A 16031-nucleotide genomic window follows, 5' to 3' on the forward strand; every position below is an offset into this window, starting at 1 on the left:
GGTTTATGGTGGCGAGGAGCGGTCAGTATGAGTGCCTTCAGACTGCTCTTTACCGTAAACCCAATACCGGAAGCTGTTTACCAGTTATGAATTGCTCCGTCGGGGCTTTTCAGAACGGGATGCGGAAACTTCGTGTTTTCGGTTACTTCCAGCACGAGCGTGGCTTTCTTCGGGTCGAATTTTACACCTAAGCCCGGTTCGGGATTGAGGTAAAGTTTGCCGTTTTTGAAATTGATAAAATCGTCATTGAAGTAGGCCGGGCGTTCGGGTTCGCCCCCGCCCAGTTCCATCAGGCACCGCATGGGGCTACTGGAACCTAGCGTATGCACCAGGGCGGCTGTTGACAGCGGGCCGGTAAAGTGCGGAATCATGCCTACATAGTGCGTCTCGCACATGGAAGCCAGTTTCTTGAACTCCGAGATGCCGCCCGTGTTGGGCAGCGTGAAGCGGGTGTAATCAATGAGCCGGTTCTCGATTAACTCGTTCGAGTCCCAGCGGTCACCGAATTGCTCGCCGACGGCAATGGGTACGGTGGTCATGCTTCGTACGGTTTGGTAAACCGCCGGGTTTTCTGACCGGATGATGTCTTCTACGAAATAAGGCTCTAAGTTTTCGAGGGCGCGGCATATTTTCACTCCCTCGGTGGTATCGAAGCGGGTGTGGAGGTCGATGGCCCAGTTGCCATTGCCACCCACGGCCGCGTCGATGCGCTTGCAGAGGTCGATGGTCTTTTTGGCGTTCTCGTAGAAATCGAAGGGTTGATCGCCGTTGCCGCCAGTGGGACCAATGCGGTAAGCCCGCAGTCCGGCTTTAATGCAATCCTGCGCCCGGCCTTCTTCGGTGGTTGCTTTGGAGGCCCGGAACCCGGTGGCGTAACACTCAATATAATCCCGCGTGGCTCCACCGAGGAGTTCATACACCGGCACGCCGAGGGCTTTTCCTTTCAAATCCCACAGGGCCATGTCGATAGCCCCCTGAGCGTGGATTTTCTCGCGGCCCGGCGGGTAAAACATACCCCGGTAAAGCCGCTGCCAGATGTCTTCGATGCGAAATGGATTCTCGCCAATAATCATCTGCGCCAGTTGCTCCACCATGTCTTTGGAGCCGCCCTCGCCAATGCCTACAATGCCCCCATCGGTCTGAATCTCGACGATGCCCCTCGCCTGGTTGAACAGAGGCTTGGTATAACCGGGGGCCGCATAATACCGGATTTTGGTGATCTTCAGTTTGGGTGCTGTCGCAGCCGACAGGAGCGGAAGACCGGCCAGAGCCGCCGTTGAGCCGAGCAGGGCTGATTGTAAAAAACGTCTGCGTTGCATAGATGTTAAGGTAAGGAATAGTCAGCTTAATCGTTTAAGCAAAGAAGTGAAACTCAGTGTTGATGGATTCGTTTTGGTTTCGACGAGTTTCGGGCCACTAGTTCGGCATTCATGAGTATCTGAGCGGGTTCATCGGGAGACTCTTTCAGCTTTTTTACCAGCAGGCTAACGGACGTTTGGCCCAATAGGTCAATGGGTTGTTTCAGGTAAGTAATGGGGCAGTAATAAAGGTCAAATGCTTCGGCCTGCCCAAAACTGACGATGGCTACATCATCCGGTACGTTCAACTTTTGTTCGTTCAGGTAAATCAGTCCATTTATTGCCAATCCGTAGGTGGCAAAAATCAGCGCATCAACGGGTTTATCGGTCTTTGTCAGTTCATCAATAGCCACCTTCGCTTCCTGTTCGATGTGGGTGAATCTGATTTTTTTCAGATATCCTTTCTGAAAGGGCAACCCGCCATCTTTCAGCGCGTCCTGATACCCCCGTATCCGCTCCTGCATATGGAACATAGCCGATTTGTAGGCAATCATACCAATGCGTCTGTAGCCGTTGGTAATCAGGTGACTGGCCCCGTCGTAAGCAGCCCGGTAATGGTCGGTCGACACAAAATCCGTTTGCATATCCGGAAAATACCGATCCAGCAGTACAAACGGGATATTCTTTTCTTTCAGCAACTGTACCTGTTGGGCCGAGTCTTCGGCCGACACGATAATAAACCCATCTACCTGCCTGTTAATCAATACATTCAGCAAATCCCGCGACTTGTCGGCGTTCTCATCCGAGCTGCCGATAATGACCGTATAACCATTACGTTTGGCTTCGTCTTCAACAATCCGGGCAATATTGGCGAAAAAGGGGTTCGATATATCGGCGATAATCAGGCCAATAGTCTGTGTTTTTCCGCTTCGTAAACTCTTCGCAACGTGATTGGGCTGGTAATTCAGGGCGATGGCTATTGCCCTGATTTTGGTGGCAATTTCCGGCCCTACCCGACTCTCTTTCTCTTTGCCGTTCAGTACATACGATACCAAAGCCGTAGAAACGCCCGCTTCCTGAGCTATGTCCTTTAACGACGTTCTTTTTGCACTCATCGGATAATAATTATGGACAAACTTATGCTTAATCGGTTAATCAAAAAAGTTTTTTACTTTTTTTTGTATTTTTTTACAAGACTGGAGGTTCGCCTATCAGTAAGCTGTCCTACAGCCTTATACAACCAATTCAATGGCGAATGCGCAGAAGAAGCACCAGAACAGGAGTAGAGGGTCTCCCTGAGTCAGAAGTTGTAGATGATCCATTCATATGTCTGAGCAAAAAGCAACTCATCGGTAAATCAGAAAGCCGTCCTGATGCGCAGGACGGCTTTCTGATTTAATGTATTACAGACTTGCCTTATTTATAAGCTTCCGGAAGTTTACGGGCTTTGGTGGCCTGCTCGTAGGCGTGGCCCAGTTTCAGGAGTTTGTCCTCTTCATACGGCCGGGCAATAAATGTAATACCAACGGGTTCGCCGTTGGGCCGGTAACCCATGGGCACCGTAAGACAGGGGTAGTTGGCCGCTGCGGCAAGGCCCGCGCTTCGGTTATTGATGGACAGGATTACATCCAGTTGATGCTGCTGCATGGGCTTTTCGAAATAACTGACCCCGTTTTTGCGGATACTGGTTCGCAACTGGGCCATTTCGTCCGCACTGATGTTGGTCTTGAGTACGCCCCCAAAACGGCCCTGTCCGTAGGGCATTCGGTTGGCCGAGTCCAGCTTGTTATAGGCTACAATATCGGCCACCGACTGGTAGGGAAGCGAACCCGAGCCGTAGTTCTTCATGTAGTTCGGAAGGTCTGCGGTCATGTCGGCATTCAGCAGCGTACTGAAGCCTTCGTTCGTGGCCTGCTCCAGCTCGATGTCGATGACCGTGCCGCCCAGCGAACGGATTTTCTCGACTGTCGCTTTGTACAGCGAGTCTTTCAGGAAGGGTGTATAAGCACCAAAGCGAACCCCTTTCAGGCTGCCCGATTGTAGATCCTGCCAGTAGGTTTTGTTTTTGGGGTTGCCTTTTGTAGCCGGATCGGTGGGGTCTTCGCCCGTCATGGCGGAGAGTAGAATGGCGGCATCCGTAACCGTGCGGGTCATGGGGCCGGGCGTATCAAACGTACTCGAAATGGGCACAATACCACCCCGGCTCAATAAACCTGTTGTGGGTTTGAGCCCCACCAGCGAGTTGGCACTCGCCGGCGATAGAATAGAACCCGACGTTTCGGAGCCTACCGCCCCGGCGGCATAGTTGGCCGCTACGGTTGAGCCACTGCCCGAACTCGACCCGCCCGTGTCGAACTGTTTCCGTCCGTAGGGGTTCAGCGTCTGGCCACCCATAGCACTGTAGCCATTAGGACAGTCCAGACACATAAAATTGGCCCACTCGCTCAGGTTGGCCTTCGCCAGAATAATAGCGCCTTTCTCCTGTAGCCGATCCACAATGAAGGCATCTTTGGCCGAATTGTTTTTGAACGCCTGCGCCCCGGCAGTAGTGGGTAATCCCTCAAAATTGATGTTATCCTTCAGGATAATGGGCATCCCGAACAGGGGGTGGGTAGCCTTTGCTTTGTTTTTATCCCGTTGGCGGGCTTCAGCTACAGCCTTCGGATTGATAGAAATCAGGTTGTTCAGGGCTTTGTTCCGGTCGTTTTCGTAAGTAAGAATTCGGTAGAGATACCACTGCGTTAATTTTTCGTAGGTCAGTTTGCCGGATTTGATGTTAGCCTGCAACGTGGGGATATCCTGCTCCAGAATGAGCGGTTTGAGGGCCTGGTAGTCTTGCTGCGAGAAACGGCCCAACTGACCCGCCATGCTCTTCCAGAGGTCGTTTTTATCCAGGTTTTTAGACTGAATAAGTTTATAGCGCATGCGCTGGGATTCATGGGTCGCGTTTTTGGCTAGTTCGTCAGCCTCATCGTAGGGCGTCCAGGTGGGGATATTGGTTGTCTGGGCCACGGCATAGGAAGCCGTTACAAACAATAGCAGGAAAACTCCTTTATTCATCAGAGTTGCTTTTTTAGGTTGTTGATTGGAAACGGGGTTCAATATAAGCTACAAAAAAAAGCAATGCTTTGTGAAGCATTGCTTTTTTGTCAGAATAGTTTTGAGTTTACCTGGTAAAGGCATTTTTAAGTTCGGTAGTGGCCAGGGCCTGCGCTTCTTTTGCTGCGGGAACCACGGCGGCCATGCCGAAAAATTCGTGCGTTGTGCCGTTATATACTTTATGACTGGTAGACACGCCCGCTTTTTCCAGGTTATTGGCCAGCGTTTCGCCCTCGCTCCGGAGCGGGTCATACTGGGCAGAAATAAGGGTGGTGGGCGGCAGGCCCTTCAGGTTTGCCGTCACCAGCGAAATCATTGGATTTTTCCCTTCAGACGGGCTATTCAGGTATTTTTCAAAGAACCACTTCATCAACCCGGAACTCAGGGGTTTTACACTGTCACTCTCCATGTAGGAAGGCGTTGTAAAATCATACCCGGCAATGGGATACACCAGCACTTCATGTACGGGTAACTGCAGGCCTTTATCCCTGGCCATCATGCTTACGGCAGCGGCCAGGTTACCCCCGGCACTTTCGCCCACTACCGCAATCCGCTTGGGGTCACCTTTTATGGACGCTGCGTTTTTAACGGTCCACTCGTAGGCTGCGTAGCTGTCATTGTGCGCAACGGGAAACTTATGTTCCGGTGCCTGCCGGTAAGCAACGGATACCACTACGGCCTCAACCTGATTGGCCAGCCCCTGGGCCGAAGCGTTGTACGTGTCCAGGTTAGCAATAACCCAGCCACCGCCGTGGTAATAAACAATAACGGGATAGGCACTCTTGCCGGTTTTGGGGGTGTATATGCGCAGGTGAATCTGTCCGCCCTGAACGGGGATGTCTTTCCCCGTAGTATCAACATTGTTGGGCGGAACGGGCAGGTTTCGCTCTTTCATAACGGCCATGGCAGCATCGGCAGGTGTTGGTTGCTGGCGGGCCTCCGGAGCCGAAAGTTTAACCAGGGGCGGAGCGTTATAGCTGGCTAGTTTCTCAATCACAACCGCCATTGGGTCGGTCATGTCCTTACCCCAGGCCGGTTTTGGTTGAGTGGGCGTCAAATTACCCGATTGCTGGGTTGTTTCAGATTGATTGATAACCGTAGTGTCGGTGCTGGTCGTTTCCGTGGTTTTTGTGGTGCAGGATGCCAGGGCTAGAATTGACAAAACCGTTAAGGTGGGTAGACCCTGTTTCATATGCCGTTGTGATGTCATTGAAGAATTTTTTGTGATTGATAAACAGAAGACAATGCAGTAGTAAACATGGGTTTAAGGGATTTGTTTTTTCAGGGCGATTGAGCTGTTTTCGAGCCTGTTGTCCGACTACGAAACATGCGGGGGGAGTTACGCTCAGGGGTGGACCGTGTGGAAGTGATTAAATAGTTCGATGACACCAGTCGTCCCATACCAGATTATACTGCATGGACAACAAAAACCAGGACCCCGACTGGTAGGCCGGGGTCCTAGAAGAAACTGGTTTTCCGGAAAATCAGCTGAGTAGCTTACCAACCCGGATTTTGCCCGAGTTTAGGATTGGTGATTATATCGGCTGACGGAATGGGGTAGTAGTAGTGTTTATCTTCCCACTTCCTGGGAATGTTGTTCAACCAGGTCAGTTCGCCCGATGTGTCGCCGGTCAACAACTGCGAATTGGGTTTGCCCGCTATGGTAGGTGATACGTCTACGTACGTAACGCCAGCAACCTTGGTGGGCAACTTCTTGTAAAACGCTACGTCCAGAATACCATCCTCGTTTAAGTCTAATGGCGTATCCAGGGCGGGAACGTACATACCGTTCCACTCCATTTCCATAAGTTCACCCCGTTTCCACCGGACGATGTCATCAAAGCGGAATCCCTCCAGGCACAGTTCAATACCGCGTTCCCGGCGAACTTCCAGCAGTGAAGGGTCCGTAATACCCGGAAAATAGTTTGCCTGTAAATAAGGGTCGGCAACCGTTGGTTTGGCGGTTAATCCACCGGTGATACCTGCTCTTTTGCGCAAAGCCCCAATGCTCAGTGCCCAGTCGGCATCCGTAAGGGTACCAAGCTCGGCTTTGGCTTCGGCGTAAGCCAGCAGCACTTCGGCATAGCGAAATATGGATACCGAGTTGATATTCAAATCACGGGTGTCGTAGTACATATCATCCAGCGTCCATTTTATGGGCATATACCCCGTAAACGTATAGGAAAACAGGGGAGGGGCCGGTACCAGAACGCCCGCATTTATGCGTTTATAATCGCCAGTACGAATGGTTTGCTGGAGCCGCTTGTCGCGCCCTTTTACTTCATCTTTAAACAACGTTGTTTTATACGCCGGGTCGTTGGTAAAAGGCGTACCATCAATCTTCAGGTACGTATTGATAAAGGTTCGGATAAAGCTGGCCTTATCGCCGTAGGTGCCGCTGGTCCAGTACCAGTTGCCATCGTTGAGGTTATTAAGGGCCAGGTCATTAACAGCAGACAGCATAACTTCCGTGCCAATGGGGGCGGGGTTGATGAACACCTGGCGGTAGGATCGATCGACCCCGGCTCCGTCATACAGCTTGTACCCTCCTTCGTCAATTACTTTCTTGGCGGCTACGGCCGCCTGATTCAGCAACCCGGCCGACGAACTGCCCAGATTCAACTTCGTGTGGTATTTCCGGAAGGTGCCTTCGTGCAGACTTACCCGCGCCTTGAAGGCGTAGGCCACGTATTTGGTAATCAGGCTGCGGGTTGGTTCGCTGGCCGTGGTAATATTCTGACTGGCGTAATCCAGGTCGGCCAGCACCGAATCCATCACCATCACCCGCGAATCACGCTCCCGGTATAGGATTTCGGTGTCCGATACATCAAGCGGTTTGTTAATCCAGGGCACATCCCCAAACCGTTTCACTTTATCGAAATAAAACCAGGCTCTGAAAAACCGGGCAATGCCCAGGTAGTTCTTTCTGACCGTTACCGGAACGGCGGGGCTGTTACAATTCTGAATGAAGTAATTGATGTTTCTCAAATCGGACCACGACCAGCCCGAACTCACCTGCGCACTGTAGTTGCCAGGCGTAATAAAGGCCGGGCTGTCTTTCCGAGCCAAGTAGTCGGACATGGCATCGGCCCGGTGCAGGTTTTTCCCGTTCAGGATGTTATAAAACGAATTGGTGTAGAGCACCAGGCCACTTTCGCTGCTGAAAATGGGGCCTTTGGTGGTGGTCGCTTCCGGGAGTTCCTCCAGATTACACCCCGTCAGTAAAAGGGTAAACAGCAGTATAAGGCTATATTTTGCGTTCATGATCGTACGTTTTGTAGGGTTAGAAAGTGATAGACAAACCACAGGTCACACTTTTCAGAATCGGGTAGTTGTAACCATCGCCGGCGTTGCCACCGGGACTGAATACCTGGTCAGACGCTACCGCACTTTCTACGTCTATATCGCGGGTAATTTTGTACAGGGGTGATAACGAGAGTATATTCTCGGCTGAGAGATAAACCCGCGCTGCTGAAGAGCCGATTTTTGACGTTACGGCTCTGGGTAAGTTGTAGCCTAACTGAATGTTTTTTAGGCGCATGTACGCTACGTTTTGCAGGTATTTTGTTTGCGGGGCCGCCAGCGTCCCGTTGGCGTTGCTGGCAATGCGGGACACGTACCGGGGGAAATAGGCATTCACGTTGTCTTCCGTCCAGATATTACCGAGCTGGCTTTTGGGAATGTCGCCGTAAGGTCGGTTATACTGTCCCCAAAACAGGTTTGCTTCCCGGCTTGGATACCAGTCCTGTTTGCCAACACCCTGCACAAAGGCCGAGAAGAAGAAGTTGTTCCAGTCAGCCCCCAGCATAACGCCATAGGTATAGCGGGGTGTTGAATTACCAATAATGGAGCGGTCGCCTGGGTCAGAAACCCGGCTCAAACCCGGCGTAATGGCTCCATCTCCGTTCGTGTCCTTAAACTTGATATCGCCCGGAAACCACAGTCCACTGGATGCACTTCTGAACAGGTTCTGGCTGGCACTGCTTTTTACATCATCGGCTGAGGTGTAATAGCCATCGGTCGTATAGCCCCATATTTCGCCCAGCGTCTGCCCTTCGTAATAGTCGCTCAACTGCTTTTGCGGGTTGTTGTACTTCGTGATCACGGCATTGTAATCGGCCAGGGTCAGGCGAACATCGAAGTTAAACGGTTTAGTGCCGGTCATGAATTTATCCCGGTACGAGAGCATCATTTCCCACCCTTTGGTTCGCAGATCGGCATAGTTCCCTTTGGGGGCCGTGGCGCCAAAAACGGCTGGCAGCGTCAGGCCCACCGTAAACATATCGGTCGTGTTTCTAACGTAGGCGTCAGCCACAAAGGTCAGGCGGTTGGACAGCATCGACAAATCAATACCGACGTTGGTGGTGGTGGCCGTTTCCCAGGTAAGTCCCTGTGGCACTACCGTTGGGTTGCGGGTTTGCTGCGGCCGTTGACCGTTCAGGATAAGGGCGGATTGAGAGATGCCAAACTGCTCCAGGTAAGCATAGGAGTCAATGTTTCCGTTGCCGAGTGAGCCGTAGGATGCCCTGAACTTCAGGTCAGAAACAACCTGGCCCGGCACATTCCAGAACGACTCTTTCGAGAGTCTCCAGCCTACGGAATAGGAAGGGAAAAAGGCAAACCGCTGGTTGGCTGGAAACTTGGACGAACCATCGTACCGACCATTCACTTCCAGCAGATACCGGTCTTTGTAGGAGTAGTTGAGCCGTCCGAAACCACCCTGAATTTTCCACCGCTCCCAGCCGCCGGATGTTACAATAGCCTGCCCCAGGGCCAGGTTGATGTCGTTGGCATCTTCAAAAATAAGCCCGTTGCGTTGGGCCGCCAGGCGTTTGTAGTTGGACTGCTCGTAGTTGTACCCCACCAGCGCCTTTATGTAATGATCGCTTTTGAACGTGTTTTCGTACTCCGTATAGAAGTTGGTGGTCATGTAGGCCGTTTCCCGGTACACATCGTTAATGTAATTTGAGGTCGTGCCAATGTAGGAAATGATGCCCGGCTTGGTGCTGTACGGTACGGGTACGGCTTTAGTCCGGTCGTTGTTATCGGTGTTTTGAATGGTGAAGTCACCCTTGACTCTGAACTTGTTATTGAAGAATTCAGTGGCAAAACCCGCTGTATTCCGGAATACTTTTTTGTTGTTGTCGATGCCGTTTTTGCCGTAATAGAAGTCACCAATGCTGTAAGCCGCCGAAAAGGTGATTGACCCATCGGGGTTCAGCAGGGGAGACAACGGGTGGCCTTCGTCGGCAATATTGCGCCACACGCCACCGCCTTCGCCCACATTTAAGGGATTGTGGTATTTCATGTCGGAGTACTGCGACATGTTGTGTACCCGCAACCAGGGGTACAACTGAATAGAGCCTTTGCCCATGAAGTTAAACACGCGGTAATCATCCGAGTTGTACCGGAACAATCCCCCCTGCCCAAAGTACCGGCCCGTCAACAGATAACTCGCTTTCTCGCTGCTGCCCGAAATGCTGAGGTTATGCTCATTGGACGTTGTTTTGTCTTTATACAGGTGGCCGTAGTAGTCGGTGCTGGCATAGTACACGTACTCACCCGTAGCGGGGTCAACCTCTACATCGGGTAGTCCGCCTACTTCAGAGCGTCTTTTCAGTTCGGCCAGGTAGGGCTGGGAAAACTTGAGCGTTTTGTTCACATTCTGAGGGAACGTACCCCCAAAGTTGACGAAGGATTCGGCAAACATGGATGCCCAGGTATAGCCATCGGTTACCAGGTCAGGGCGTGCAATGGGGCTCTTGAGGGAGAAGTTGCTGGAATAGGTAATGCTGGTTTTACCGGCCGATGGGTTCTTCGTTGTAATGAGTACGACCCCGAACACACCCCTTGCGCCGTAAATGGAAGCGGAGGCCGCATCCTTCAGTAAGGTGATGCTGGCAATGTCATTCGGGTTCAGCAGGCTGGGATCACCTTCTACGTTATCGATAAGTACCAGTGCGTTGCCCCCCTGCCCAATGGAAGTAGTACCCCGAATATTGAAACTAGGTGCCTGATTGGGCTTGCCATCCCCCAGCTTGATATTAAGGTTGGGCAAAACGCCCTGAAGGCCCTGATTCAGGTTGGTCATGGGGCGATTGTCGAAAACGTCGCCGGTAATCATGTCAACGGCTCCCGTCAGGTTCGCTTTCTTCTGGGTGCCGTACCCCACCACAATCACCTCGCCCAGCGATTTGGTATCTACTTTCAGACCCACCTTCAGCTGGGTTTGATTCCCCACCGTTAATTCCTGCGGCAGGTAGCCAACAAATGAGAAGACCAGTACTGATGTGGCGTTGGGTACGTCGAGCGAAAACCGGCCTTCGGCACTGGTCGTGGTTCCCCGCTGGGTACCTTTCAGTACCACGCTTACGCCCGGCATGCCGTCGCCTTTTTCGTCGGTGACGATACCCGTAACCGTAACATCAGCCGCCAGGGCAGGCGTTATCAACGCCTGATTTACGGTATTCGCCTTAACCGCTTCGTTCCGTAACTGCGTGGTAAGCCGCTGGTCTGACCGTTTCGGCGAGGGCCCATCGGTGGCCCAGGCTGTGCCCATAAGCAGGCAGGTAATGAGCAGGGGAGCCAACGCCATTTTCGTGCACCGACTCCGATAAAGTAGACATTTTTCCATAAGCTTGGAGGTATTTATTTAAGTGTAAAAATTTTGTTGACCGCACAGCCTTTGGCCGTACTCACAACCGGCTCCTTACCTGCTTCGTATGATGCATCAATTGACTGAAAAAGTGCATCGGGGTGCTGGAAAGGGGTTCACCAGGGTAGATTCAAGGCTGACACGACGGAGTAGGGCTGCAAAAGTAGGCGCATAGTGTTACGCTAGTGTTTGCCGAATAGTAAGGTTTATGAACATACTTTTTGCGTTTTATCGGTTGTCAATAACCGAAGCTTTATTGCCGTAACGCTGACAGGTGTGGGATACAGCGTGCCAACATAAAGCTGCATCGCAGACGAAATCAGTACTGGCCGGGAGTCCATAGTGTTTTTGCACGCAAACCGAATTTTTGTCATGAAATGACGTAAATAGTGCTTTTATACTCATTTCGTACAAAAAAAGGTGGGAAAAATATAAGTTAAGACCATGAGCAGCGCTGTAACTTCTTACTACTTTAGGAAACCAGCTGCCGCGCAAATGGCTGATTTGGGCCAACATACCGGTACGTATGGTATAGTGCTTTTCCGGCGACCTGGCCAATAAACACGGCATTCGGGCAGGTTACAACCAGCTTACAGGCGCAACGGATGGATAATTTCCATCAGCGATGAGGTAACGCCAACGGTTATCCCGGGCCCTGCACGATTAGACCAGCCAATGGCAGTTCACCAGCAACGGACCGATAAGGAGCACAGAAATAAAAGTCGATAGGGCCACATTGAGTAAATTTCAATCAAAATACCCTTAGCGTAAGAGCATTCGCTCCGCCTAATTATCCCCTTATGAGAACACAACGCCGGACATTTATCAAGCAGGCAACGGGTTTACTGGCCGTTTCCAGTTTGCTTAACCCAGTAGAAACCCTGGCTAACCGGGTAAAATCGGTTCTCGGGAAAGCTAAAAAACCACTGGTTGTATTTGTGACCGGCGATCATGAGTACAGTGGCGAACTGACGTTGCCCTTCATAGCGGCAGAGCTGGAAAAGAATTACGGGATGCAGACGAAAGTGCTCAAAGCGTACCCCGACTATAACGGAGAGAAGGATATTCCCGGTCTGGAAAGCCTGCGCGATGCCGACCTCGTCGTGTTTTACCTGCGCTGGCGGCAACTCCCCCAGGAGCAGCTAAACTACATTGATGCGTACCTGAAGTCAGGGAAACCGGTTATGGGCTTTCGAACCACCACCCACGCTTTCAATTTTCCCGACGGCGACCCCCGGCAGCGGTGGAACGCCTTTGGAGAATTTGCCTTTGGAGCTCCTCCGGGCTGGGGCGGTAAGGCGCAGCATACCCACTATGGGCATAAGAGCACAACAGATGTGACCATCATCCCCGCAGCGGCTAAAAATCCCATCCTGACGGGCGTGGCGCCGTCTTTCCATGCGGCATCCTGGTTGTATCGTACCCTGCCCGATTATCCTGTTAAAGGGTCAGTGCCGCTGCTGATGGGAAAATCCGTTAACCCCGATAAAGCGGCCGTCGACAATCCTGTAGCCTGGACGTGGCAGAATCAGTGGGGCGGTAAAGCGTTTATGACGACACTTGGCCATCCGGAGGATTTCAACGAAGAGCCGTTCCAGCGATTGGTTATCAACGCTATTCACTGGGAACTGGGCTTGCCGGTACCGAAACGCTGGAAAGGCAAAATTGACATCAACGTGCCCTACGGTCACCCCCAATAATTCTGAACGTATGAAACTCCTCATTGCCCGAAAAAATAGCCTTATGGGCCTGATACTTGTTGTCGGGCTGCTGTTGATTGCAGTTAGTGCCTTTAGAGTCAATACCGCGGAACTGATTCCCGTCAAAAAAGGGGAGCACATCGTTTTGCTGGGTGGTAATCTGGGGTCGAGGATGGTCAATTTCGATCATTTCGAAACCGACATGCAGGTTCGATACCCGGATAGCTCGCTGTTTATCCGCAACATGTGCGACCCTGGCGATACGCCCGGCTTCCGGCCCCGTTCGGCCCGTTTCTCGCCCTGGGCTTTCCCCGGTGCCGAAAAATTCCAGACCGAATACGCTAATCCGTCCGATAGTCAGGGGACATTTCCATCCCCCGATGAATGGCTGAACCAACTCAAAGCGGATGTCATCATCGCGTTCTTCGGGAACAGTGAGTCTTTTCAGGGACCGGCTGGTCTGGAAAATTACCGGGCGGAACTGGATGCGTTTATCAAACATACCCTCGCTCAGAAATACAACGGAGCAGGTGCGCCCAAACTGGTGATCGTGTCGCCCATTGCGTACGAAGATTTGACGGATTCGCTGGATGTGCCGGGCGGAAAAACCGAAAATGCCAATCTGGCCCTGTACACCAAAGCCATGCAGGACGTGGTCGAAAAGAACAGTCAGAACGCCGGATCGGTCTTTTTCGTCGATGCGTTCACGCCTTCCCAAAGCTGGTATAATGCCAGTAAAGCACCGTTGACCATCGACGGATCGCAGCTGAACGATGCGGGTTACCGGAAACTGGGTGCACTGCTGGCGGATGAGGTATTCGGGAAGGCAGCACCCAAAGCCGGTACCAACCGGGAACTGGTGTACCAGGCCGTGCAGGAAAAGAACTGGATGTGGCTCAACGATTACAAAATTCCCAATGGCGTACACGTGTACGGTCGTCGGTACAAACCGTTTGGTCCCGATAACTACCCCGCCGAAATCGAGAAAATCCGGCAGATGACCATCATCCGGGATTCGGCGGTATGGATAGCGGCCACGCAGGGCAGAAGGATAGACCTGGCAGCGGCCGATAAAAATACCCGCACCCTGCCGCCCGTCAACACTAATTTTAACCCCGAAGCCAACGGCAGCCTGACGTATCTGTACGGCAAGGATGCCCTCAATGAACTTAAGGCTGCTCCCGGCTACCAGATTGAGTTGTTTGCGTCGGAAGTGGAGTTTCCCGATCTGGCGAACCCTGTTCAGATGACCTTCGACAACAAGGGTCGGCTATGGGTAGTGACTATGCCATCGTACCCGCACTACAAGCCCGGCGACACTAAACCTAACGACAAAATCCTGATTCTGGAAGATACCGACAACGACGGGAAGGCGGACAAACAAACCATCTTTGTCGAAGGACTGCACGTGCCGGTAGGTTTTGAACTGACTCCCGAAGGCGTGTACCTGTCGCAGGGTACGAATCTGAAACTCTACACCGATACCAATGGCGACGATAAGGCCGATAAGGTGACTATTATCATGAGTGGCTTCGATGACCATGATACGCACCACGAAATCAGTGCCTACGCGTCCGACCCGTCGGGGGCTATTTACATGGGTGAGGGTGTTTTTCTGCATACCGATGTTGAATCAGCCTACGGCACCGTTCGGGCTACCAACGGTGGTTTTTACCGCTACGCGCCCCAACTGCATAAACTGGAGCGCACGGCGCAACTGGCCATTCCAAACCCCTGGGGTATTGCCTTCGATAAATGGGGGCAACCCATCTTTGCCGAAACATCCAGCCCCGATGTGCGGTGGATGCTGCCCGGCACCGTGCTGCCCCGCTACGGCGAGTCGACGGATAAGTCGTTCCAGTTGATTGAGGATTCGCAGCGGGTACGGCCCACCTCCGGCCTGGAGTTTGTATCCAGTCGCCACTTTCCGGACGATGTACAGGGTAATTTTCTGATCAACAATACCATCGGATTTCTGGGAATGAAGATGCACACCCTGAAAGACCAGGGAACGGGTTTCAGGAGTAATTTCGTAACGGACCTGGTAAAGGGCAACGACAGGAATTTTCGCCCCGTCGATATGGAGTTTGCGCCGGATGGGTCGCTTTACTTCATTGACTGGCACAACATCCTGATCGGGCACATGCAGCACAACGCCCGCGACCCGCTGCGGGACCACGTCCACGGCCGGGTGTACCGGGTTACGTACCCATCGCGTCCGCTGGTAACCCCGGCAAAGGTGTACGGTGCCAGCATCGACGAGTTGCTGGATAACCTGAAACTGCCCGAATACCGCACCCGTTACCGCACCCAGCGCGAACTGCGGGGCCGGAAAGCATCGGAGGTGCTGCCCAAAATTACGCAGTGGTTGGCCGCGCTGGATAGAAATGACTCCAATTACGAACACAATCGGCTGGAAGCGCTCTGGGCCACCTGGGGATTGGATAAAGTAGATCAGCCGTTGTTGCGACAGGTGTTGAAATCGCCCGATTTCCACGCCCGTGCCGCAGCCGTGCGGGTGGTTCGGTACACGGGTCATCAAGTAGCCGACCAGGCCGATTTGCTGATGCAGGCCGCCCGCGACGATAACGGTCGGGTCCGGCTGGAAGCCATTGTGGCCGCTTCCTGGATTGGTAAAGAGAAGGGGTTACCCATTCTGGCCGAAGCCAAAAAGAAACCGCTGGACGAATGGATGCTGCCCGCCTACGAAACGGCGGTAGCGCACCTGAACGGTGAGTCGGTTCGGAAAAAGACCGAAGCGGTGGTGAAGTCGAACCTGAAAGGGAAAGAACTGGCACTTTTCACTCAGGGGAAAGAAATTTACGGTCGGGATGGCTACTGCGCCACCTGTCACCAGCCGGATGGGAAGGGGCTATCGGCCTCCCAGTTTCCGCCCATTGCCAATAGCCCCTGGGTGCAGGGTAACGAAGACCGGCTAATAAAACTAGTGTTGAAAGGGTTGATGGGACCAATGGAGATTGATGGGAAAAAGTATTCCGGTCAGGTGCCCATGACCCCCTTCGGTGGCCTGCTTAAAGATGATGAGGTAGCCGCTGTACTGACCTACGTTCGCAAATCGTTCGGCAACGATGCGTCGGCCATTACGCCCGAACAGGTGAAAAAGGTACGGGCCGCCACCAATAACAAAAAAGATTTTTACTCCCCCGGTCAGTTGCTGAAAGAGCACCCCATGGGGAAATAAAAGTCAGTTTACGGTTTTGAGTTTGAGGTTTACAGTGGACCGGCGTCCTCACGGCCCGCGTCAGCCAACCATAAACC

General features: G+C 52.5%; 8 protein-coding genes. 2 read left to right on the forward strand and 6 right to left on the reverse strand.

The features are described from left to right. Window positions 1–77: 77 nt before the first annotated feature. The 6 genes from B156_RS0118375 to B156_RS0118400 all read right to left on the reverse strand — a co-directional run bounded on the left by B156_RS0118375 (window position 78) and on the right by B156_RS0118400 (window position 11031). Window positions 78–1319 carry a mandelate racemase/muconate lactonizing enzyme family protein gene (locus B156_RS0118375; RefSeq protein WP_018621240.1) on the reverse strand — a complete coding sequence of 414 codons (1242 nt, stop codon included), beginning with the start codon at window positions 1317–1319 and terminating at the stop codon, window positions 78–80. A gap of 53 nt (window positions 1320–1372) precedes the next feature. Continuing rightward, complete coding sequence (locus tag B156_RS0118380; RefSeq protein WP_018621241.1) at window positions 1373–2413, reverse strand: LacI family DNA-binding transcriptional regulator; 1041 nt, start codon at window positions 2411–2413, stop codon at window positions 1373–1375. Window positions 2414–2714: 301 nt separating this feature from the next. Beyond that, window positions 2715–4358: an amidase family protein gene (locus B156_RS0118385; RefSeq protein WP_018621242.1), complete on the reverse strand. Its 1644-nt coding sequence runs from the start codon at window positions 4356–4358 to the stop codon at window positions 2715–2717. 106 nt (window positions 4359–4464) lie between these two features. Beyond that, on the reverse strand, window positions 4465–5589 hold the full coding sequence (locus B156_RS0118390) for an alpha/beta hydrolase (protein ID WP_018621243.1): 1125 nt from the start codon (window positions 5587–5589) through the stop codon (window positions 4465–4467). A gap of 305 nt (window positions 5590–5894) precedes the next feature. Beyond that, window positions 5895–7661 carry a RagB/SusD family nutrient uptake outer membrane protein gene (locus B156_RS0118395; protein WP_018621244.1) on the reverse strand — a complete coding sequence of 589 codons (1767 nt, stop codon included), beginning with the start codon at window positions 7659–7661 and terminating at the stop codon, window positions 5895–5897. Between the two features lie 19 nt (window positions 7662–7680). Beyond that, entirely contained in the window at window positions 7681–11031 is a 3351-nt protein-coding gene (locus B156_RS0118400) for a SusC/RagA family TonB-linked outer membrane protein (protein WP_245563778.1), read from the reverse strand. Window positions 11032–11852: 821 nt separating this feature from the next. Between B156_RS0118400 and B156_RS0118405 the strand changes: the two genes are divergently transcribed. Both B156_RS0118405 and B156_RS0118410 read left to right on the forward strand, forming a co-directional pair. Continuing rightward, on the forward strand, window positions 11853–12752 hold the full coding sequence (locus B156_RS0118405) for a ThuA domain-containing protein (protein ID WP_018621246.1): 900 nt from the start codon (window positions 11853–11855) through the stop codon (window positions 12750–12752). A gap of 10 nt (window positions 12753–12762) precedes the next feature. Next, on the forward strand, window positions 12763–15954 hold the full coding sequence (locus B156_RS0118410; RefSeq protein WP_018621247.1) for a PVC-type heme-binding CxxCH protein: 3192 nt from the start codon (window positions 12763–12765) through the stop codon (window positions 15952–15954). Window positions 15955–16031: the final 77 nt, after the last annotated feature.

This window comes from Spirosoma luteum DSM 19990, assembly GCF_000374065.1.
Classification (GTDB): Bacteria; Bacteroidota; Bacteroidia; order Cytophagales; family Spirosomataceae; genus Spirosoma; species Spirosoma luteum.

Bases quoted from the DNA above. Each gene is read 5' to 3' on its own strand.
- B156_RS0118385 (WP_018621242.1), bottom strand. From the start codon at position 4,358: ATGAATAAAGGAGTTTTCCTGCTATTGTTTGTAACGGCTTCCTATGCC.
- B156_RS0118405 (WP_018621246.1), top strand. From the start codon at position 11,853: ATGAGAACACAACGCCGGACATTTATCAAGCAGGCAACGGGTTTACTG.
- B156_RS0118395 (WP_018621244.1), bottom strand. From the start codon at position 7,661: ATGAACGCAAAATATAGCCTTATACTGCTGTTTACCCTTTTACTGACG.
- B156_RS0118410 (WP_018621247.1), top strand. From the start codon at position 12,763: ATGAAACTCCTCATTGCCCGAAAAAATAGCCTTATGGGCCTGATACTT.
- B156_RS0118390 (WP_018621243.1), bottom strand. From the start codon at position 5,589: ATGAAACAGGGTCTACCCACCTTAACGGTTTTGTCAATTCTAGCCCTG.
- B156_RS0118375 (WP_018621240.1), bottom strand. From the start codon at position 1,319: ATGCAACGCAGACGTTTTTTACAATCAGCCCTGCTCGGCTCAACGGCG.
- B156_RS0118380 (WP_018621241.1), bottom strand. From the start codon at position 2,413: ATGAGTGCAAAAAGAACGTCGTTAAAGGACATAGCTCAGGAAGCGGGC.
- B156_RS0118400 (WP_245563778.1), bottom strand. From the start codon at position 11,031: ATGGAAAAATGTCTACTTTATCGGAGTCGGTGCACGAAAATGGCGTTG.